Genomic DNA, 20,289 nt, shown 5'->3' with positions numbered 1-20,289 from the left:
ACCGGCACGTGAGGGCTGTGCCTCAGTCGAGGCCGGCGGACTTCAGCCAGGCCCTCGCCACGTCCAGCGGGTCCTTCTTCTGCGACTGCACCTGGGTGTCGAGATCCAGCAGGGTGGCCGTGTCCAGCTTGGCCGAGACCGCGTTGAGCGCGTCGACGCCCTTCCGGGACAGGCCGGACTTCCGGACGAGCGGCTGCACGTTGGCGAATCCGAAGAGGTTCTGCGGGTCCTGCAGAACCACGAACTTCTCCTTGGTGATGGTCGGGTCCGTGGTGAAGACGTCCGCGGCCTGCACGGTGTTCTTCGTCAGCGCCGTCTGCGTCAGCGGACCGCCCGCGTCGAGCGCCTTGAAGGACTTGAACTCCAGCCCGTAGACCGACTTCAGGCCGGCCAGGCCCTGCTGCCGGGTCTGGAACTCCGGGGAGCCGCCGATGACCAGGTCCTTGGCGAAGGGCTTGAGGTCGGCGATGGACGACTTCTCGGTGAGGCCGTACTTCCGCGCCGTCTGCGCGTTGACGGTGACGGAGTCCTTGTCCTGCGCGGGCGACGGTTCCAGCAGGGTCAGCTTCGGGTCCAGCTTGGCCTCGATGGCGGCCGTCGTGTCGGCGACGCTCTTCGGTGTGGCGCTCTTGTCGAGATACGCCAGCAGCGAGCCGCTGTACTCGGGCAGCACCGTGATCGAGCCGTTCCGCAGCAGACCGTAAGTGGTCTCGCGGCTGCCGATGTTGGGCTTGTAGGTCACCTTGACGCCCTTGGCCTTGAGGGCCTCGCCGTAGATGTCGGCGAGCAGGGTGGACTCGGCGAAGTTGTTGGAGCCGACGACGACGGTGGAGCCGTCGCCCCCGCCCTCCGCGAGCGGGTTGCCGGAGCCGTCGCCGGAGGACGACGAACAGCCGGCGCACACGGCGGCCAGCGCCGCGCCGGCGGCCAGGGCGACGGCGGCCGGGCCGTAGTGTCTCGTGCTGGACCTGGTGCTCTTCGCGTTGGAGGTCACGATTTCCGTTCCGGACTGAGAGGGGGCGGATGAGCAGGGTGGCGTGGACAGGGGTGCGCGTGCGGCGCCGTACGCCGTCGATCCAATCCAGCCGGTTCTGTCGCAGTCAAGCCCGGCCGGGTCACCGACCGGGCTCGGCGCGTGCCCGGTTGTGCGGATCCTGCGGTGGTCCGCCGCGCCGCCCGGACAGGGCGGAGCAGGCGGCCCGTGCCGGGCCGGCGGGAGGCGTCACGGTCGTCAGCCGCCGCGGCGCACCCCTGGCGACACCGCGATCCGGGCGGCCGCCCAGAACACCGAGAGCGTCACCAGCGCCAGCACGGCGACCAGCGTGGCGCCGCCGACGACCTTCTCGTAGTCGCGTTGGTAGAGGCCGTCGATGATGTACCGGCCGAGGCCGCCGAGACTGACGTACGCGGCGATGGTCGCCGTCGAGACGATCTGGATGGCCGCCGAGCGCAGGCCGCTGAGGATCAGCGGGAGCGCGACCGGGAGTTCGACCTGGAACAGGACACGGAACTCGCGCATCCCCATTCCCCGCGCGGCGTCCACCGGCGAGGGGTCGACGGAGCGGATCGCCTCGTACGTCGTCACCAGGATCGGCGGTACGGCGAGAACGACGAGCGGGACCATGACGGGCACCAGGCCGAACCCGAACACGATGAACATCAGCACCAGCAGGCCGAAGCTCGGCAGGGCCCGCCCGGCGGTGGCGATCAGCGCCACGGTGTTGCCGCCGCGCCCGTAGTGGCCGGTGAGCAGGCCGGCCGGCAACGCGACGACGGCGGCGAGGCCGAGCGCGATCAGGCAGTAGCGGAGGTGCTCGGCCAGCCGGGCCGGGATGCCGTCGTAACCGTGCCAGTGGGCGCCGTCGCTGAAGAAGGCGCTGACGAAGTGCAGTACGTTCACCGGGCGACGTCCTCCAGGGCAGCGGCGGCCGGTTCGGGCCGGACCTCGTCGGCGGCCGGTGCCCCGCGCCGGATGCCGCGCGGCATCCACGGGGTCAGCAGCAGACGCAGCAGGATCAGTACGGCGTCGACGAGGACCGCCAGCACCGCGGTGGTCAGCACGGAGTTCACCGCGAGTTCGGGCCGGTGGTACTGGTTGGCGTCGTAGAGCAGGTTGCCCAGCGCGCCCTGGTTGCCGATCAGCATACCGACGCTGACGAGGCTGATGCTGGAGACGGCGGCCACCCGCAGCCCCGCGATGATGGCGGGCACGGCGATCGGCAGCTGCACCTGGACGTAGCGCCGCACCGGCCCGAAGCCCATGGCCGTGGCGGCGGCGAGCGTCTCCTGCGGCACCGAGCGGACCCCGTCGACGATCGCGGGGACGAGGACGACCAGGCTGTAGACGGCGAGCGGGATCATCACGGTGAGCTCGGTCTGACCGGTGTAGTCGATGAGGACGACGAAGAAGGCCAGTGACGGGACGGCGTACAGCACGGTCGTCAGACCCAGCACGGGCGGGTACAGCCGGCGGAAGCGCACACAGAGCTGACCGAGCGGCAGCGCCACCACCAGACCCGCGAGGACCGGCAGCAGCGCCTCGCGCAGATGGAGGCCGACCAGCCCGAGCCAGCTGTGCTGGAGGTCGCTGGGGATGTCGAAGAAGCGGTCCATGCCGTTCATCCGGCGACCTCGGCGTCGGCGCCGTCCCCGGCGAGGGCGGGGGCGGGGGCGGCGGCGCGGTCCCCGGCGGCCTCCCGGGCGCGGTCCTCGGCGTCGGCGCGTTCGGTTTCGGCACGGTCCTCGGCGTGCGCGCTGCGGATCGCGTCCGCGATGGCCGCCTGGGAGACGACGCCGACCGTCCGTCCGTCCGCGTCCACGGCGACCGCCCACCCGGTGGGCGAGAGCACGGCGCAGTCCAGCGCGGCCCGCAGCGGTTCCGTCCCGTACCGGAACGGCCGCCCGTGCGGCAGCAGTCGGGCCGGGTCCACCTGCCCGGCGGTCAGCTCGTCCGGCTCGCTCCAGCCCAGGGGCCTGCCGCCGGTGTCCGTGACCAGCAGGTGGGGCGCGCCCGCGGCGGCGCGGACGGCGGCGATCTGCTCGGCGGTGGCGTCCACGGCGACGACCGGGGCCGGGTCCGGCTCCAGCCGCCGGGAGGAGAAGAAGGAGAGCCGGCGGATGCCGCGGTCGGTGCCGAGGAAGTCCTCGACGAAGGGGTCGGCGGGGGCGGACAGCAGTTCGGCGGGCGGGGCGAACTGGGCGAGCCGGCCCCCGGTGCGCAGGACGGCGACCATGGTGCCCAGCTTGACGGCCTCGTCGATGTCGTGGGTGACGAAGACGATGGTCTTGCCCAACTCCTCCTGGATCTTCAGCAGCTCGTCCTGGAGCCCCTTGCGGACCACCGGGTCGACGGCCGAGAACGGCTCGTCCATGAGCAGGACCGGCGGGTCCGCGGCGAGCGCCCGGGCCACGCCGACGCGTTGCTGCTGGCCGCCGGAGAGCTGGTACGGGTAGCGCTTGGCGAGCGAGGCGTCCAGTCCGACGCGTTCCATCAGCTCCGCCGCCCGGGATCGGGCCCGCTGCTTGCTCCAGCCGAGCAGGCGGGGCACCGTGGCGATGTTGTCGACGATGGTGCGGTGCGGGAAGAGCCCGGCGTTCTGGATGACGTATCCCATCGACCGGCGCAGGGAGTCGACGGGCTGCTGCTGGATGTCGGCGCCGTCGAGGAGGATCGTTCCCTCGCTCGGTTCGACCATCCGGTTGATCATCCGCAGAGTGGTGGTCTTGCCACAGCCGGACGGTCCGACCAGGACGGTGATCGAGCGGTCCGGTATCTCCAGCGACAGCCGGTCGACCGCCACCGTGCCGTCCGCGTACCGCTTGGTGACTGATTCCATCCGTATCAAGACGCCGGACATCCTTCGGGTTTGGCAGCAGTGGCGGACTTCGGGCCACGGCCGCACGGACCGTGAGCGAAAGAGTCTAGACCCTGACCCCGGGGACCGCCGGGGCCGACACGCTGCGCGGGGCCACCGCCGTGACCGGAAACCCCGGAACGCGGAGAACGGGGCGGGCCGAGGCCCGCCCCGCACGGGTGCGGCCGCCCGGCCGGAGCGTCAGGTCGCCCCGGGGCCGCCGCTGCCGAAGGACCCGCTGCCGCCCGGACTCCAGCGGTGGCGGTGCTGGTCGTTGCTGCGCCGGGTGCCGGCCCGGTGGATCTCGTAGGGCATGAGCCGTACGCCGTCGTCGCAGTGCACCTCGTCCGGCTCCCGGACCTCGCGGACTTCGTGGATCGCGCCGGTCACCGGCAGGTGCGGCTGTTCGACTTCCCTGGGCCTGTCGGGCTCCCGGCGCATGACGCGGATACCCATCCAGACGGCCCACACCAGACCGCCGACCACGACGACGAGTCCGAGGACGAAGGCGCCGAGCGGGCCCCATGACGCCGCCAGTACGACGTTGGACGCTGTGTCCATGTTCTTCCCACCCGCCTCTGCGGAACGCGAAGAGTTGCGGTGATGTCCGGAGACGTCACCCGTGTCACACAGTGTCCCACCGAGCGCGGTCACCGCAAAGCGGACGCCGCGAGCCGGCCGGCGGTCCCGGCCGGGGTCTACTCCCCTGCGGGCGCCAGCCGGAGGGAGATGCTGTTGATGCAGTACCGCTGGTCGGTGGGGGTGGGGTATCCCTCCCCCTCGAACACGTGCCCGAGGTGCGAACCGCAGCGGGCGCACCGCACCTCGGTGCGCACCATCCCGTGGGAGCGGTCCTCGACCAGCTCGACCGCGTCGGTGTCCTTCGGGTCGTAGAAGGACGGCCAGCCGCAGTGCGACGCGAACTTCGTGTCCGAGGTGAACAGTTCGGCGCCACAGGCCCGGCAGGAGTAGACACCCGTGGTCTTGGTGTCGGTGTACTCACCGGTGAACGCGGGCTCCGTGGCGGCCTGGCGCAGCACCGCGTACTCGGCCGGGGTGAGCTCGGCCCGCCACTGCTCGTCCGGCTTCTCGACGTCGTAGGACATGTGGTCCTCAGCCCCTCACTTCGACAGACGGTCCAGGATGCGCGGTCCAAGGTCGGTGACGTCGCCCGCGCCCATGGTGAGAACGAGATCACCGGCCTTCGCCATTCCCGCGACCACGTCCGGCACCTCGGCCTTGTCGTGGACCGCCGTGACGTCCGCGTCCGCCGCCCGGGCGGCCTCGATGATCAGCTCGCTGGTGACGCCGGGGATCGGGTCCTCGCGGGCCGGGTAGATGTCGAGGACGACCGAGCAGTCCGCGAGAGCGAGCGCCCCGCCCATCTCCTTGCCCAGCTCCTGGGTGCGGGAGAAGAGGTGGGGCTGGAAGACGACCAGGATCCGGGCGTCGCCCGCGGCGGCGCGCATCGCCTCCAGGTCGGCCGCCATCTCGGTGGGGTGGTGCGCGTAGGAGTCGATCACCTGGACGCCGGCCGCCTCACCCTTGAGCTGCAGGCGCCGCTTGACGCCGGTGTAGGCGGCCAGCGCGGGGGCGAGTTCCTCGGCCGGCACGCCCAGGGACACGCCCGCGACCAGCGCGGCGACGGCGTTGTGCGCGTAGTGGCGGCCCGGGACGGAGACAGCGAAGGTGAGCTCCTTGCCGTCGAGCAGGACGGTGACCTCGCTCTTCAGGCCCTGCGGCAGCACCGACAGGACCCGCACGTCGGCGTCCTCGGACTCGCCGTACGTCACGGTCCGCACCGTCCCGGCCAGCCGGCGGGTCAGCTCCCGGGCGCCCCCGTGATCGGCGTTGATCACCAGCGTGCCGCCGGGCACGATACGGTCGGCGAAGGCCTCGAAGGACTCGTAGATCTCGTCCATCGAGGCGTAGTTGGCGTGGTGGTCGAGCTCGACGTTGAGGACGACGGCGACCTCGGGCGCGTACTTGTGGAAGCTGCGGTCCGACTCGTCGGCCTCGGCGACGAAGATGTCGCCCCCGCCGTGCAGCGCGTTGGATCCGGGGGCGTCGAGGTCGCCGCCGATGGCGTACGACGGCTTCCGGCCGAGCTCGGTGAGCGAGACCGCCAGCATCGAGGTGGTGGTGGTCTTGCCGTGGGTACCGGCGACCGCGATCGGGCGCAGGCCCTCCATCAGGGCGGCCAGGGCGTCGGAACGGTGGACGACGGGGATGCCCAGCTCGGCCGCGCGGGCCAGCTCGGGGTTGTCCGCGCGGATGGCCGAGGAGACGACCACACAGCTCGCGTCGTCGGCCAGGTGCCCGGCCGTGTGGCCGATGTGCACCGTCGCGCCCAGCGCGCGCAGGGCCTCGACGGTCGCGGACTCCTTCGCGTCGCTGCCCGCCACCTTGGCGCCGCGCTGCGCGAGGATCTTGGCGATGCCCGACATTCCGGCGCCGCCGATGCCGATGAAGTGCGGTCGGTCCATGGCGGTGGGAAGGCCGGCTGCCATGTGTCTCTCTCCAGGGGTCCGTACGTCGACGATCACGCCCTCCCACAGGAGAGCGCCCTTAGCCTATTCCGTACGTCCCCACCCCCGCGCGTGGGACGCCCCCACAACACCCCAGGGATCCACCCACCCGCAGCGAACACCACACCACAATCCCCCAAAGGCGCGCGGGGAACTGCGCGACAAGCCCCCACCCACCCCGCAGCGAACACCACACCACAACCCCCCGAAGGGGCGCGGGGAACTGCGCGACAAACCCCCACCCACCCGCGGGGAACACCGCACCGCAAGCCCCCGCCCCCACCTCCACCCCGCCTCCGGCGGAGCGCCTACGCCTTGCTGTGCGAGAACAGCTTCAACACCGGCACCCCCACCTTGTGCCGCGCCCGCGACGCCCAGTCCCGGTGGAAGAACTCCTCCACGTAGTGCGGATCGGTGAGGACGATCACCTCGTCGGCGCGGATCTCGTCGACGAGCGCCTTCAGCGCGTCGAGCGGATGGTCCTCGACCAGCCGCCCCTCCGCCTCGCCGCCCGACCCGCGCAGCGCCTTCAGGGACACCTCCAGGGCCCGCTCGCCGAGCTCCTTCGCGTCCTCGCCCTCCGGGGTCTCCCCCTCCCGCGCCGCCTCGTCGATCTCGCCGAGCGCGATGTCGTCGATGGCCCGCAGCAGCCGGTCCGCCTGGTCGCCGCGCGGCTGGAGCAGGACGTGGAAGGAGACCGGCTCCTCCCCGTGCAGGCTCGTGACAAACTCCACGTCGGCGGACGTCAGCGCCTTCTCGATCATCAATACGCTTGTGAACACAGGCGCCCCTTCTGCTCCGAGGGCCGTCGGCCCTCTGTCCTCCGTGGGCCAGTGCCAGCCCCTGCGGAAACCATCCTGCCCCGTGATCGCACAGGTACGGCCGCGATTTAGTGTGCCCGGCGCGGACCAACCGGAACGATCAATTCCGACGATCCCGGGCGAGGCGCCGCAGCCGTCGGGACGGGCGCCCGCGAGCCTCCGGCAAGTGACCAGCCGCCCCTCAGGCCCTCCGGTACCGGCTGAACAGGAAACCGTCCTCCTCCAGCAGCGACGCGAGGACGAACCGCTGCGGCACCGCGATCCGCGGCCCGCCGGCGATGCGCTGCGCGTCCCCCGCGGTGAGCATGGGGGACACGGTCAGGCACAGCTCGTCCAGCACGCCGGCCGTGACCAGCTGCCCCAGCAGTCGCGGACCGCCCTCGGTCAGCAGCCGGGTGTGGCCGCGCTCGGCCAGCGCCCGCACGGCGCGGGCGGGGTCGACACCGACCCCGTCACCGGCGATCACCACCTTGGCGCCCGCCTTCTCCGCCGCCGCCAGGCGGTCCGGGGCCGCCGCGGCGCCGGTCAGGATCAGCGTGGGTACCAGCGGCGACGTGAACAGCGGCAGCGAGAAGTCGAGCTCCAGGCTCGCGCTGACGACCGCGATCGCGGGCGCCGGCCCCTGCCCGGCCCCCGCCCGCAGCGCGGCGAACTCCTTGCGCGCGCGGGCCGGACGGTACCCCTCCTGGCGTACGGTCTCCGCGCCGACGACCACGACGTCGGCCAGGGCGCGCAGCGTGCCGAAGACCCGCATGTCGGCGGCGCTGGAGATGGGCTGCGAGTGCCCCTCGTGCTGCGCCGCGCCGTCGAGCGTGGCGACCATGTTGGCGCGCAGCCAGGGCCGCCGGCCCCCGGATGCCGGCTCCGGGTAGGCGTAGGCGGCGGCCAGCTCGGCCAGGGACCACTCGCGGTCCACCGCTCCGGCGCCGCGCGCGCCCGTCCCGCCGGTCCCTCCCGTCCCGTGAGGGGCCGGGGCTGCTGTCTCGTCGGTCACAGGGAACAGGCGTCGCATGCCGAGCAGTGTTCCACGCCGCTTAAGCTGGTGAACCGTGTCGTCCTCCTCCGCCTCCGGGCTCAGCAACCTCACCGACGGGGGCCCGCTGTCGCTGTGCGCCCGCGAGCCGCACGTCCCCGCGGACCGCCTGGTCGCCGAGATGGTGCCGCCGCCGCGCTTCGACTCGGTGCGTTTCGCCACGTACATCCCGGACCCGAAGCAGCCCAGCCAGACGGAGGCCGTGCGGGTCCTCGACGACTTCGCCGCCGGGCTCGACGGTGCGGCGGCCGCCGGCTCCGGCAGGCGCGGGTTCCTCGGCTTCGGCCGGGGCAGGGCCAGGGCCCCGAAGCCGGCCGGGCCGCGCGGCGTCTACCTCGACGGCGGTTACGGCGTCGGCAAGACCCACCTGCTGGCCTCCCTGTGGCACGCCACCCCGGCCGAGCCCGCCCGCAAGGCGTTCGGCACGTTCGTCGAGCTGACCAACCTGGTGGGCGCCCTGGGCTTCCAGAAGACGGTCGAGACCCTCTCCGGCCACCGCCTGCTGTGCATCGACGAGTTCGAACTCGACGACCCCGGCGACACCGTTCTCGTCTCGACGCTGCTCGGCAGGCTCGTCGACGCGGGCGTCGCCCTGGCGGCCACCTCCAACACGCTGCCGGACAAGCTGGGCGAGGGGCGGTTCGCGGCCGCCGACTTCCTGCGGGAGATCCAGGGGCTGTCCGCCCACTTCCGTACCCTGCGCATCGACGGCGAGGACTACCGCCACCGCGGCCTCCCCGAAGCGCCGGCGCCGTACTCCGACGAGCAGGTCACCAAGGCGGCGTACGCCACCGAGGGCGCCTCGCTGGACGACTTCCCGCAGCTGCTGCAGCACCTCGCCAGGGTCCACCCGAGCCGCTACGGCGCGCTGACCGACTCGGTCGGCGCGGTGTGCCTCACCGACGTCCGCCCGGTGCCGGACCAGTCGACGGCGCTGCGCCTCGTGGTGCTCGCGGACCGGCTCTACGACCGCGAGGTCCCCGTGCTGGCCTCGGGCGTGGCCTTCGACCGGCTGTTCAGCGAGGAGATGCTGAACGGCGGCTACCGCAAGAAGTACTTCCGGGCGATCTCCCGGCTCACCGCGCTGGCGCGGGACGCCAAGGGGCTCGTCGAGCAGGGTTGACGAGCCCCTCACCCCCGCGCCGGGCCGGGTCCCTCCTCGTCCCCCCGCGGCAGGCCCGCACCACGCCTGCCGCCCACCCCTGTGAACCGGCCGCGGTCCTCTCTCGACCCCGGCATCGGACCGGGCATATCGTTGAAACAGCTGCAAAAGGGGCAAGCGCCTGACGAGGGGGCCGTCGTCATGCTTCAGATATTGGTGTCCGCTGTGATCGCCCTGGTCTGCGTGGGCCTGGTGTACTCCGCGGCGGCGGTGCGGATCATCAAGCAGTACGAGCGCGGAGTGGTGCTCCGGCTCGGGCGGCTCCTCGGAGAGGTCCGTCCGCCCGGTCTGACGGTGATCGTCCCGTTCCTGGACAAGCTGCACAAGATGAACCTGCAGATCGTCACGATGCCGATCCCCGCCCAGGAGGGCATCACCCGGGACAACGTCACCGTGCGCGTGGACGCCGTCGTCTACTTCAAGGTCGTCGATCCGCCGAGCGCGCTCATCCGGGTCGAGGACTACAGGTTCGCCGTCTCCCAGATGGCGCAGACCTCCCTGCGCTCCATCATCGGCAAGAGCGACCTGGACGACCTGTTGTCCAACCGCGAGAAGCTGAACCAGGGTCTGGAGCTGATGATCGACAGCCCGGCCGTGGGCTGGGGTGTGCAGATCGACCGCGTGGAGATCAAGGACGTCTCCCTGCCGGAGACGATGAAGCGCTCCATGGCCCGGCAGGCCGAGGCCGACCGCGAGCGGCGGGCCCGCATCATCAACGCGGACGCCGAGCTGCAGGCCTCCAAGAAGCTGGCGGAGGCGGCCCAGCAGATGGCGGAGACGCCCGCCGCGCTGCAACTGCGGTTGCTGCAGACGGTGGTGGCGGTCGCCGCCGAGAAGAACTCCACGCTCGTCCTGCCCTTCCCGGTCGAGCTCCTGCGGTTCGTGGACAAGGCCCAGCAGTCGGCCCAGCCGAGCACCTCCCGGCCGGTCCCGCACACGACGGATACGGACGGCGACGCCCCACGGGCCGTCGAGCAGTCGGCCGAGCGGACCGCGGGCCCGCGCGACTCCGCCGGGCAGGCCGCCGGCGTGGCAGCGCCCCGGCCCGTCGGACAGTCCCTCGGCACCGAGACGTCCCGGGCCGCCGGGGAGCGGCTCGTCACGGAGACCTGAACAACGCCGGTCGGGGCACCGCCCCTCGGGCGTGCCCCCGCCGGCGCACCCGTGCGTGCGCGGGACAGCCCCGCCGTCCGCCTGGGCCGGGAGGCAGAGCGGCCACCGCGACCGGGGGGCCCGGCACCGCGGCCGGCGAGGACCCCGCACGGCGCGTGTCCGTCCGCGGCCGCACGGTGAGCGGCCGGCGACGGGGTATCCGGAGCCCATGAGCGAGCACCCGCACGTCCGTGGTTCGTACTGGCTCCAGACGGCTCCCGGCCCGTCCCGTCCCACCCTGGAGGTGGATCTGCACGTCGACGTCGCCGTGATCGGCGCCGGGGTGGCCGGGCTGAGCGCGGCCCACGAACTGGCGCGGGCCGGGCGGCAGGTGGCGGTGCTGGAGGCGCACCGGGTGGCGGCCGGCGTCACCGGGCACACGACCGCCAAGCTCACCGCGCTGCACACGCTGATCTACGACAAGCTGCGGCGCACCCGCGGACCGGAGGCGGCGCGGCTGTACGCCCGTTCGCAGTCCGAGGCGATCGAGCGCGCGGCCGCCCTCGTGGACGAACTGGGCATCGAGTGCGAGTGGGAGCGGCGCAGCGCCTTCACCTATGCCTGCGACGCGGGCCGCGTGGACGAGCTGCGGGCCGAGGCGGAGGCCGCACGGGAGGCGGGGCTGCCGGCCTCGTTCGTGACGGAGACGGGACTGCCGTACCCGGTGGCGGGCGCGGTCGAGGTGACGGGTCAGGTGCAGTTCCATCCCCGCAAGTACCTGCTGGCCCTGGCCGGCGACCTGGTCGCGCGCGGTGGGCAGGTGTACGAGAACACCACCGTGACCGGTCTGGAGGAGGACGGGCCGTGCCGGCTGACGACCAGCACGGGCGCGACCGTGACCGCCCGGGACGTCGTGGTGGCCACGCACTACCCGGTCTTCGACCGCGCCCTGCTGTTCACCCGCCTCTCCGCACGCCGGGAACTGGTCGTCGCCGGGACGATCGACACCGGCCGCGACCCGGGCGGCATGTACATCACCCCCGACGAGAACACCCGCTCGGTCCGCACGGCGCCGCACCCGGAGCCCGGGAAGCGACTGCTCGTGGTCACCGGTGAGCGCTTCACACCGGGCACCGGCGACACCCGGACCGGTTTCGACCGGCTGGCCGCCTGGGCCGGCGAGCACTTCCCCGACGTCTCGTTGACCCACGCCTGGGCCACGCAGGACAACGACCCCACCGACACGGTGCCCCTGGTCGGGCTGCTGCACCCCGGCGCCCGGCACACGTACGTCGCCACCGGCTTCGGCGGCTGGGGCATGAGCGGCGGCATGATGGCCGCGCGGCTGCTGACAGCGCTGATCACCGGCCAGGACAGCCCGTGGCGCGAGCTCTACGATCCGCGCCGGCTGCTCTCGACCGTGCGGGAGGCACCGTCGTTCCTGAAGCACCAGGCTCAGGTCGCCCGCCACTTCGTCGGAGACCGGCTGCGGCCCGTGCCGCCCGTCGAGGCGGTCCCACCGGGAGAGGGCGCGGTGGTCCGCGCGGGCGGCGACCGCGTAGCCGTCTACCGCGACGAGGACGGCCACCCGCACGCCGTGTCCGCCCGCTGCACCCACATGGGCTGCCTGGTCTCCTTCAACGCGGCGGAGCGTGCCTGGGAGTGCCCCTGTCACGGGTCCCGCTTCGACACGGACGGCAAGGTCGTCCAGGGCCCGGCGACCCGGCCGCTGGAGCCGCGGGACGTGTGAGGGCCCTGCGGGGGCCGCGCGGACGCCGGACGAGACGCCCGGCCGGGCAGGTGACCCCGCCGCCGCGCCGCCGTTCATATGACTGGCGAACCGTCCTACGGTCATCCGGTGATCCGATGTGTACGACCGGTACGCCGTGGATGGCGGGTGCGGCGCCTGGCCGCCGTCTGCGCGCTGGGAGCGTCCCTCGCCGCCTGCGGCTCGGGGCAGGCTCCCGCTCCGGGTGCGAGCGGAAGCCGTCCGGCTCCGGCGAGGACCACGGACCACCCCCGCACCCGTCCGGCCCCCGTCCCTCGCCCCCGGCCCCGCCGGGCTCACTCCCGCCTTCACCCACGGCCCGCGCACGAAGGGCCGGACGGTCGCGTTCACCTTCGACGCGGACATGACCGCCGACCAGGGGAACCGCGCCGCGGCAGGCGAGCACTTCGACAACCCGGCGCTCCTCGCCACGCTGCGCGCGCTGAAGGTGCCGGCCACCGTCTTCATGACCGGCCGCTGGGCCGAGCAGTACCCCGACCAGGCCCGCTCCATCGGCCGCGATCCCCTCTTCGAGCCGGCCAACCACTCCTACAGCCACTACGCGTTCACCGGCGACTGCTACGCCTGCCGACCGTGTCCGCGGACCGCATGCGGTCGGAGGTGGAGCGCGCCTATGCCGCCTTCCGCGCGGTGGGCGTGCCGCACCCGATGCCGTACTTCCGCTTCCCCGGCGGCTGCTACGACGACCGGGCGCTGCGCGCGCTCGGCGGGCTCGGTGTCACGGCGGTGCAGTGCGACGTGGTGAGCGGCGACGCGTTCGCGACGGACGCCGACGCGGTGGCGCGGCAGGTGCTGGAGGGCGTGCGGCCGGGTTCGGTGGTGATCATGCACTGCACCCGCAGCGCCGCCCCGACCACCGAGCGCGTCGTGCGGACCGTCGTCCCGGAACTGCGCCGGCGGGGCTTCCGCTTCGTGAAGGTGTCCGAGCTGATCGGGGCGGCGAGCGGCCGGCCGTGACGTCCTACGCTGGACGCATGAGTGACGACCGCACGGACGGCTACTGCCGCTCCCAGGACACCCACCCGCCGGAGGCAGTGCGGGACGACGGGCCGCCGTACGCGGAGTGCGTGCTGTGCCGGGAGCCCACGGAGTATCCGGAGTCGTACAAGGGGATCACCCTGTGCCCGGTCTGCGAGTGGCAGGAGGCGCAGCGCTCGGCCTGCTCCGGGTGACCTCCGCCCGTCCCGCACGGTGAGCGCGCAGGTCACGGCCGCCGCGGCGGTGACCCGGGCGCGTCGGGCGGCGCGGGGGCGCAGGGGGCGCCCGGCAGGTGCCTGGCAGACTGGAGGCCGTGAGCACCGACCAGACCATCGCACCCGCCGGCCCCGGCGGCAGCCCCTTCCGTTCCGCGCCCGGCGCCCGGGACCAGGTCCCGCAGTTCGTGCTGCCGCTGGTCGTCCGCGTCGAACGGGCCACTCCCCCGGCCCGCACCGACGCGCTCGAGACCGCCGCGCGGGCGGTGCTGGTGATGCTGAGCGACGAGCGGTCGCTGGGCGAGGGCGAGTGGGCCCAGGCGGTGCGGGACTGGCAGGACGCCCGCATCCGCAAGGTGGTACGGCGGGCCCGTGGCGCCGAGTGGCGGCGTGCCGAGGCCCTGCCCGGCATCACGGTCACCGGCCGGACGGCCGAGGTCCGGGTGTTCCCGCCCGTCCCACTGGACGGCTGGCCCAGGGACCTGGCAAAGCTGCAGGTCTCCGGCACCGACCTCGACGACCTTGAACCGCCGGCGGAGGCCGACCGCTCCGCTCCGGTGCTGTGGATGAGCCCCGAACTGGACATGTCCGCCGGCAAGGCGATGGCCCAGGCCGGTCACGGCGCCCAACTGGCCTGGTGGGAGCTGCCGGACGAGGAGCGCGCCGCCTGGCGGGAGGCCGGGTTCCCGCTCGCCGTCCGCACCGCGACCTCCGGCCACTGGCGTGAACTGACCTCGAGCGCGCTGCCGGTGGTGCGCGACGCGGGTTTCACGGAGATCGCGCCGGGCTCCTGCACGGTGGTCGCCGACCATCCGGCGCTGCGCTGAACGCCGGTCCGTGACCCGTCGCTGAACACCCCCGGCCGCCACCGGGTGAACGCCGGGTTCCTCCCCTGCGTACCTCCGGGCGGGCACCGGGGGCTCGCCGGCGAACCTCAAGTATTGCTCTGAACGTGCGGTGGGCACGGTTCGCCGCCGGCTGCCGGGGCCATACCCCCGTCAACCGGGACGGCCGTGCCGGGGTACGGCCGGCCTGGCCGGCCGTCGGGGGACGGACGGGCACGGGAATCGGGGGAGGCCGGGGGACGGCCGCAGAAGGAGGGGACCATGGGGCGACTGGGAACGGGGATCGGCTGGCGGCCGGAGATCGCGGACGCCGTGGAGCGGATGCCGGGTCTCGACTGGGTCGAGGTGGTGGCCGAGAACGTGTGCCCCGGACATCTCCCCGAGTCGCTGCTGCGGCTGCGGGCCCGGGGCGTCACCGTGGTGCCGCACGGAGTCTCCCTCGGTCTCGGCGGCGCCGAGCGGCCGGACGAGGGGCGGCTGCGGGCGCTCGCCGAACGGGCCGAGGCGCTGGGTTCGCCGCTGGTCACGGAGCACATCGCCTTCGTCCGCGCGGGCGGGCCGCTGACCGCCTCGACGCGCCTGGAGGCGGGACACCTGCTGCCCGTGCCGCGTACACGGGACGCCCTCGACGTGCTCTGTGAGAACGTCCGCATCGCCCAGGACGCCCTGCCCGTGCCGCTCGCCGTGGAGAACATAGCCGCGCTGCTGTCCTGGCCGGGCGAGGAGATGAGCGAGGGGCAGTTCCTGTACGAGCTGGCCGACCGCACGGGCGTGCGCCTGCTGATCGACGTGGCCAACCTGCACACCAACCACGTCAACCGCGGCGAGGACCCGGCCGACGCCCTCGCCGCGCTCCCGCTCGAAGCCCTCGCCTACGTGCACGTGGCGGGCGGCTTCGAGCGGGACGGCGTGTGGCACGACAGCCACGCCCACCCGGTGCCGCAGCCGGTCCTCGACATCCTGACCGACCTCGCGTCACGCGTCTCGCCGCCGGGAGTGCTGCTGGAACGGGACGACGACTTCCCCGCACCGGCCGAACTGGAACGGGAGCTGGGCGCGATCGCGGAGGCGGTGGCGAAAGGGCGAGCGGCGGCCGCGCAGCGGCCGGCCACCCGACCCGAGCCGACCGACGCCGTGACGGGGGCCCGAGGGGCGGCCTCCGCCGCCCGGGGGGCCGGTGCGGGGCCGGGCGCCGGCGTCGAGCCGGACGCCGGCGGGGAGCCGAGCGCCGGTGTCGGGCCTGACGCCTGTGGGGACCGCCGCCTCGTGCCCGAGGACCGCCCGGCCGCCGAGTCCGCCCGGCAGCGGCTCGCGCTCGGGCAGACCGCGCTGCTGTCCGCACTCGTCGCCGGAACACCCGTGCCGGAGGGCTTCGACCGGGCGCGGCTGACGGTGCAGGCCAGGGCGCTCGCGTCGAAGCGCGCGGGTGTCGTGGCCAAGGTCGCCCCGGAGCTGCCGGTGATCCTCGGCGAGGGCTACCGGCCCGCGTTCCTCGTGTACGCGCAGCGGCACCCGATGACCGGCGGCTACCGGCGTGACGCGCTGGACTTCGCGGACTTCCTGCTGCTCGCCGGGCAACCGGAGGACGCGGCGGCCCGGCGCGAGCTGCGGGAGTGGTGGCTGGACCGGTCCGGCCCGGCGCCCCGGTCACCACGCCCGGCGGCCCGTCTGGCACGGGCGACCCGACGGGTCCTCCTGCGCCGATGACCGAACGGCCGCCGCCGCGCCACTGAGCCGTGAGCCACCATTGCGGCTGACGGCCCCTCCCCCACCTCTGTGCCGACGCTCCTGCGTTGTCCGCGTGAAGGCGGTGGGTGGGCCAGTCGGGGTTTCGCAAGCGGACTACGCGTCGGACGACGAGGTGGAGGGCCGGCTGGACAGGCTCGACAGAGCCTTGGCACGCCCGTCCCCGTCAACTGGCTCACCTCCTACCTCAGCGCGTCAGGCGGCGATAGCTGATAGGGGCTGCTGCGACCCCCGACGAAAGCCAGGAAGTGCTCGGATTGCGTTCATGGCGGCGGTGCAGCCGTCGGCAGGCTGCCGGCCAGGCCACTGTCCTCTCGACCACCCACCCATGGGGACCCAGCCGCTGCGAGGGCTCGCTCTGGGCACGCACGCGTGCGTCGGTCGGCGCTGATCGCCTCGAACCCTGGCGGCGACAAGGCGGTGTGCCCGGATCAACATGCCCTGCCGTGACCCGTGATCGACTGGTCGGGGTTGTCATCGCTTATCAGTACACAGGCGCCGGAAACCGCTGCCGTCCCGGTCCGCTGCGCGGTTGATGTCCGCCTTCGTCCCCGGCCCGGGGCTCCTGGCCGGCCGCAGTAATATGCCAGTCACCTCACTCCCCGAAGCGCACTGACGTGCGGTGCCGCACAAGGAGGCACCATGCGACCGCGACCGCCCGTTCCCGGCCGAGGCGTTCTCAGTGGTACCGGGATCATCGTCGGCGGGCTGGCCGCGACCCTCGCGGCGCTGCTCTTCCCGCTCTGGTCGTACGCCGACCGGTCCGACCCGGCGGCCTCCGCGAACGTGCTGAACGCCCGGAGCGTGGCGACGCCGTACGGGCCGCTGTCCGCGCAGGACCGCGACTTCGTCACCACGGTCCGGCTGGCCGGTCTGTGGGAGCTGCCCGCGGGAGAGCAGGCGGAGCGCAAGGGGACCACGCGGGCCGTGCGGACGGCGGGAGAGCATCTTGTGCGGGGCCACACCCTCCTGGACGAGCGGGTCCGCGATGTCGCCGCCAGGCTCGGCCTGGGGCTGCCTGACGAACCCACCGCCCAGCAGCGGAAGCGGCTCGCCGACCTGAGCGCGGCGCGGGGCACGGAGTTCGACCGCACGTTCGCGAACACCGTGCGCCTCGCGCACGGCCGGGTGCTCCCGCTCGTCGCCCAGGTCCGCGTGAGTACGCAGAACTCGCTGGTGCGCGCCCTCGCCGACGACGCGAACACGACGGTGCTGGACCACATCGAGGTCCTGGAGGCCACCGGGCTCGTCGACTTCGCCGCCCTGGCCCGGGAGTCGGCCGTGAGCGGCAGCCCCTCGGCCGCCGGTTCGGCGGGCGACCCGCCCGCGACCGCGGGGCCCGGCGACGCGATCCCCGTCGCCCCGTCCGCGTCGCCCTCGTACTCGATGCCGCCGGCCGCCTCCAGCCCGCCGCCTGCCGCCTCCAGCCCGCCCCCATCCCGTTCCTGACCCGCCCGGACCGACGGGCCGTCACCCCCGGGCCGCGGTCCGGATGGTGAACAGGGCGTGGCGTTCTCGTAGGCCTCTGGCATAGAAACACGGCATGTTCTGGGTCCTTCTCCTGCTGCCGGCCTGGGCCGTCGCCGGCACCGCGTGCGCCCGGCTGTGCCTGGCCGCCGTACGCGCGGCGGCCGACGACGACGTGGCCGCGGCCCGGGAGCGCGAACTGACGCTGCACGAGGCGGCGTTCCTGTCCGGCGGTCCCGGCCGGGTCGTCGACCTGACCCTCGTCACCATGGCGCGTGAGCGTCGGCTGCTGCTCGCGCACACCGGCTGGGCGACGGTCGTCGACCCGTGCGGCCGGGACGAGTGGGAGCGGTGCGTCCTGTCGGCGATCGGTCCGGAGGGGCAGTCCCGGATCGCGCCCCTGCGGGCGGCGACGGCCGCCGCGGACGCGGTGCGCGGGCTCGCCGACCGGCTCGTCCGCGCGGGTCTCGCCGTGCCGGACGGGGCGGGGACGACCGTCGCGGCGGGGGTGCGCCAGGTGCGGGCGGCCGCCCTGGCCGTCCTCGCGCTGGGCGTGACGGCGCTGCTGATGCCCCTGCCGACCGGGATGCCGCGCCATCTGCTCGCCCTCTGGTTCGCGCTGCCCCTCACGCTCACCCTCAGCTGCCTCGCCCTCGCCCGCATCGAGGTGCACCCGTACGCGCGGTGGGCGTCCCCGGCCGGGCAGCGGCTGCTGGGCGCCCTGGACCTGCGGGTGAACGGCGCGGGTGACGAGCGCGCGTACCTGGCCCGCGTCGCCGTGCACGGCGTCCGCGCGGTCGGCGAGGCGGACCTGCGTGCGGCGTTCGCCCACCGCGACCGGCCCTGACAGGGCCGGCAGCGGGCGCGCGGCCGCCCCCGGCCCCGCCGGCACGGCACCGTCCGGCGGCCGTGCACGGGTGCGTCCCGCGAAGCGGCCGTCCCGGGGTGCTCCAGGGCGGGCACCGCCGGAACGTGCGCCCGCACGGGGCGCTTCGGGGGCGTTGACGCCGACACCGGCCGGGTGGTGCTTGCCTTCCCCGGGCAGTGAACGAAACATCCCTTCTGTCGCTGCCGTGCTCCGAAGGGATACGCCATGAGAGCCGCCGCCGTCCGCTCGGCCGCCGGGGTCCTGGTCCTGACCGCCCTCGCCGCCGCACCGGCGGCAGGCGCGAGCGGCGCCCCCGGCACCGGCATCGTCCACGGCACCGGCGTCGCCCCCGGCGCGGCCGCCGAGCAGCGCGGCACGGCGGTGGCCGCCGCGCGCGCCCGCGCGGCCGGTATCGGCTTCGGCGCGTGCGCCGGCGCACCGGACGCGCCGGGCACCCTGCAGTGCGGCACCGTGTCCGTGCCGCTCGACTACGCGCGTCCCGACGGCAAGCAGATCAGGCTCACCGTCAGCCGGGTGCGGGCCACCCGCAAGGACCCGCGCCACAGCGAGCGCGGAGTCCCCCGCAAGGGCGCCCTGGTCTACAACCCGGGCGGCCCGGGCGCATCCGGCCTGTCCTTCCCGCTGGTCGGGACACTGCCCCAGTGGACGCGCGTCGCCGCCGCCTACGACCTCGTCGGCTACGCCCCGCGCGGGGTGGGCCGTTCCGCGCCGGTGTCCTGCGTGGACCCCGCGCACGTCCGCAAGGGGCCCTCCCCGGCGCCGACGCACCCGTCGGAGGCCTACAAGAGGGAGCGTGTTGCGGAGGCGAAGGCGTACGCCCGCGGCTGCGCGCGGCGTACCGGCGAGAGCCTGCGGTACTACACCTCCCTCAACAACGCCCGTGACCTGGACGTCCTGCGCGCCGCGCTCGGTGAGGACCGGCTGACGTTCCTGGGCGCCTCCTACGGCACCTACTTCGGCGCCCTGTACGCGACGCTGTTTCCCTCGCACGTGCGGCGGATGGTCTTCGACTCGGCGGTGAACCCGGACCCGGCCCGGATCTGGTACCGCGACAACCTCGCCCAGTCGGCCGCGTTCGAGGGGCGCTGGGCGGACTTCCGGAAGTGGGTGGCCCGGCACGACCGCGTGTACGGGCTCGGCCGCACCGCCGAGCAGGTGCGGGCGAGCTACGAGCGGGCGCGGACCCGGCTCGCCACCGCGCCGGCCGGCGGCGCGGTCGGGCCGGGGCAGTTGCAGAGCGCGTTCCTGCAGGCCGGGTACTTCGACGAGTCCTGGCCGGACACGGCCGCGGCCCTGTCGGCGTACCTGAAGGGCGATCCGCGGCGGCTGGTCGACCTGGCCGCGCCGCGCCGGGAGGGGGCCGCCGGGGCGGAGAACGCCGACGCGGTCTACACGGCCGTGGAGTGCAACGACGCCCCCTGGCCGACGGACTGGCCGGTGTGGGACCGGGACAACACCCGGCTCGCGCGGGTGGCGCCGTTCGAGACGTGGGGCAACGTGTGGATGAACCTGCCCTGTGCCTACTGGCCGGTGCCCCGGCAGCGGCCCCTGGACGTGCGGACCCGCCCGGGCGAGCTGCCCCCGACGCTGATCCTGGCGGCGGAACGGGACGCGGCCACGCCGTACGACGGCGCCCTGGAACTGCACCGGCGGCTGGCCGGCTCGGTCCTGGTGACCGAGCGGGACGCGGGCACGCACGGTGTCGTGGGTGGCGGGAACCGGTGCGTCGACGCCCACCTGGAGGCGTATCTGCTGCAGGACCGGCTCCCGGGGCGGCGCGCGGTCTGCGCACCGCGCCCGGAACCCCGGCCGGAGAGGCCGGGCAGCCGGTCCGCGCGCGGGACCCGGGCCGGGCACTGACCCGGGACGT

Annotated in this window: 18 protein-coding genes and 1 pseudogene; 10 read left to right on the top strand and 9 right to left on the bottom strand. The window is 74.0% G+C overall.

The genetic code is table 11. The annotated features are described in order from the left end of the window. Positions 1-22 precede the first annotated feature (22 nt). From ACWDNY_RS13690 to ACWDNY_RS13650, 9 genes are all read right to left on the bottom strand, one after another. Entirely contained in the window at positions 23-994 is a 972-nt protein-coding gene (locus tag ACWDNY_RS13690; RefSeq protein WP_451645919.1) for an ABC transporter substrate-binding protein, read from the bottom strand. A gap of 237 nt (positions 995-1,231) precedes the next feature. Continuing rightward, positions 1,232-1,900, bottom strand: coding sequence for an ABC transporter permease (locus tag ACWDNY_RS13685; protein ID WP_451645918.1), 669 nt, complete (start codon positions 1,898-1,900; stop codon positions 1,232-1,234). After that, complete coding sequence (locus tag ACWDNY_RS13680) at positions 1,897-2,613, bottom strand: ABC transporter permease (protein ID WP_451645937.1); 717 nt, start codon at positions 2,611-2,613, stop codon at positions 1,897-1,899. Before ACWDNY_RS13680 ends, ACWDNY_RS13685 begins: the two co-directional genes overlap by 4 nt. 5 nt (positions 2,614-2,618) lie before the next feature. Next, the gene (locus ACWDNY_RS13675; protein WP_451645917.1) at positions 2,619-3,845 is read right to left on the bottom strand and encodes an ABC transporter ATP-binding protein; all 1,227 of its coding nucleotides are present in this window, start codon (positions 3,843-3,845) and stop codon (positions 2,619-2,621) included. A 210-nt stretch (positions 3,846-4,055) separates the two neighbouring features. Then, positions 4,056-4,415, bottom strand: coding sequence for a DUF6479 family protein (locus ACWDNY_RS13670; RefSeq protein ID WP_451645916.1), 360 nt, complete (start codon positions 4,413-4,415; stop codon positions 4,056-4,058). 137 nt (positions 4,416-4,552) lie between these two features. Further along, positions 4,553-4,960, bottom strand: a complete 408-nt coding sequence (msrB, locus tag ACWDNY_RS13665) for a peptide-methionine (R)-S-oxide reductase MsrB (RefSeq protein WP_451645915.1) — start codon at positions 4,958-4,960, stop codon at positions 4,553-4,555. 15 nt (positions 4,961-4,975) lie between these two features. After that, positions 4,976-6,364: a UDP-N-acetylmuramate--L-alanine ligase gene (murC, locus tag ACWDNY_RS13660; RefSeq protein ID WP_451645914.1), complete on the bottom strand. Its 1,389-nt coding sequence runs from the start codon at positions 6,362-6,364 to the stop codon at positions 4,976-4,978. Positions 6,365-6,690: 326 nt separating this feature from the next. Beyond that, complete coding sequence (locus ACWDNY_RS13655; RefSeq protein ID WP_451645913.1) at positions 6,691-7,164, bottom strand: indole-3-glycerol phosphate synthase; 474 nt, start codon at positions 7,162-7,164, stop codon at positions 6,691-6,693. Positions 7,165-7,384: 220 nt separating this feature from the next. Next, the gene (locus ACWDNY_RS13650; RefSeq protein ID WP_451645912.1) at positions 7,385-8,215 is read right to left on the bottom strand and encodes a pyrimidine reductase family protein; all 831 of its coding nucleotides are present in this window, start codon (positions 8,213-8,215) and stop codon (positions 7,385-7,387) included. A gap of 37 nt (positions 8,216-8,252) precedes the next feature. Between ACWDNY_RS13650 and zapE the strand changes: the two genes are divergently transcribed. The 10 genes and pseudogenes from zapE (at position 8,253) to ACWDNY_RS13600 (ending at position 20,279) form a co-directional block, all read left to right on the top strand. Continuing rightward, positions 8,253-9,359 carry a cell division protein ZapE gene (gene zapE / locus ACWDNY_RS13645; protein ID WP_451645911.1) on the top strand — a complete coding sequence of 369 codons (1,107 nt, stop codon included), beginning with the start codon at positions 8,253-8,255 and terminating at the stop codon, positions 9,357-9,359. Between the two features lie 180 nt (positions 9,360-9,539). Next, positions 9,540-10,511, top strand: coding sequence for a slipin family protein (locus ACWDNY_RS13640; protein ID WP_451645910.1), 972 nt, complete (start codon positions 9,540-9,542; stop codon positions 10,509-10,511). 208 nt (positions 10,512-10,719) lie between these two features. After that, positions 10,720-12,240, top strand: a complete 1,521-nt coding sequence (locus ACWDNY_RS13635) for an FAD-dependent oxidoreductase (protein ID WP_451645909.1) — start codon at positions 10,720-10,722, stop codon at positions 12,238-12,240. 156 nt (positions 12,241-12,396) lie between these two features. Then, positions 12,397-13,236: pseudogene (locus tag ACWDNY_RS13630) on the top strand (polysaccharide deacetylase family protein). Between the two features lie 17 nt (positions 13,237-13,253). Continuing rightward, a complete protein-coding gene (locus ACWDNY_RS13625; protein ID WP_451645908.1) occupies positions 13,254-13,451 on the top strand; it encodes a hypothetical protein in 198 nt (65 codons plus the stop codon). Positions 13,452-13,570: 119 nt separating this feature from the next. Beyond that, positions 13,571-14,299, top strand: coding sequence for a peptidyl-tRNA hydrolase (locus ACWDNY_RS13620; RefSeq protein ID WP_451645907.1), 729 nt, complete (start codon positions 13,571-13,573; stop codon positions 14,297-14,299). Positions 14,300-14,578: 279 nt separating this feature from the next. Further along, a complete protein-coding gene (locus tag ACWDNY_RS13615) occupies positions 14,579-16,024 on the top strand; it encodes a DUF692 domain-containing protein (protein ID WP_451645906.1) in 1,446 nt (481 codons plus the stop codon). Between the two features lie 681 nt (positions 16,025-16,705). Then, complete coding sequence (locus tag ACWDNY_RS13610) at positions 16,706-17,512, top strand: DUF4142 domain-containing protein (RefSeq protein WP_451645905.1); 807 nt, start codon at positions 16,706-16,708, stop codon at positions 17,510-17,512. A gap of 94 nt (positions 17,513-17,606) precedes the next feature. Beyond that, on the top strand, positions 17,607-18,377 hold the full coding sequence (locus ACWDNY_RS13605) for a TIGR04222 domain-containing membrane protein (RefSeq protein WP_451645904.1): 771 nt from the start codon (positions 17,607-17,609) through the stop codon (positions 18,375-18,377). A 246-nt stretch (positions 18,378-18,623) separates the two neighbouring features. Further along, positions 18,624-20,279: an alpha/beta hydrolase gene (locus ACWDNY_RS13600; RefSeq protein WP_451645903.1), complete on the top strand. Its 1,656-nt coding sequence runs from the start codon at positions 18,624-18,626 to the stop codon at positions 20,277-20,279. The last annotated feature ends 10 nt before the right edge of the window (positions 20,280-20,289 follow it).

The sequence above is a fragment of the Streptomyces sp. NPDC003697 genome (assembly GCF_053587115.1).
Note: the sequence above shows the minus strand (reverse complement) of the source record. Positions and strands in the feature narration are given on the sequence as shown.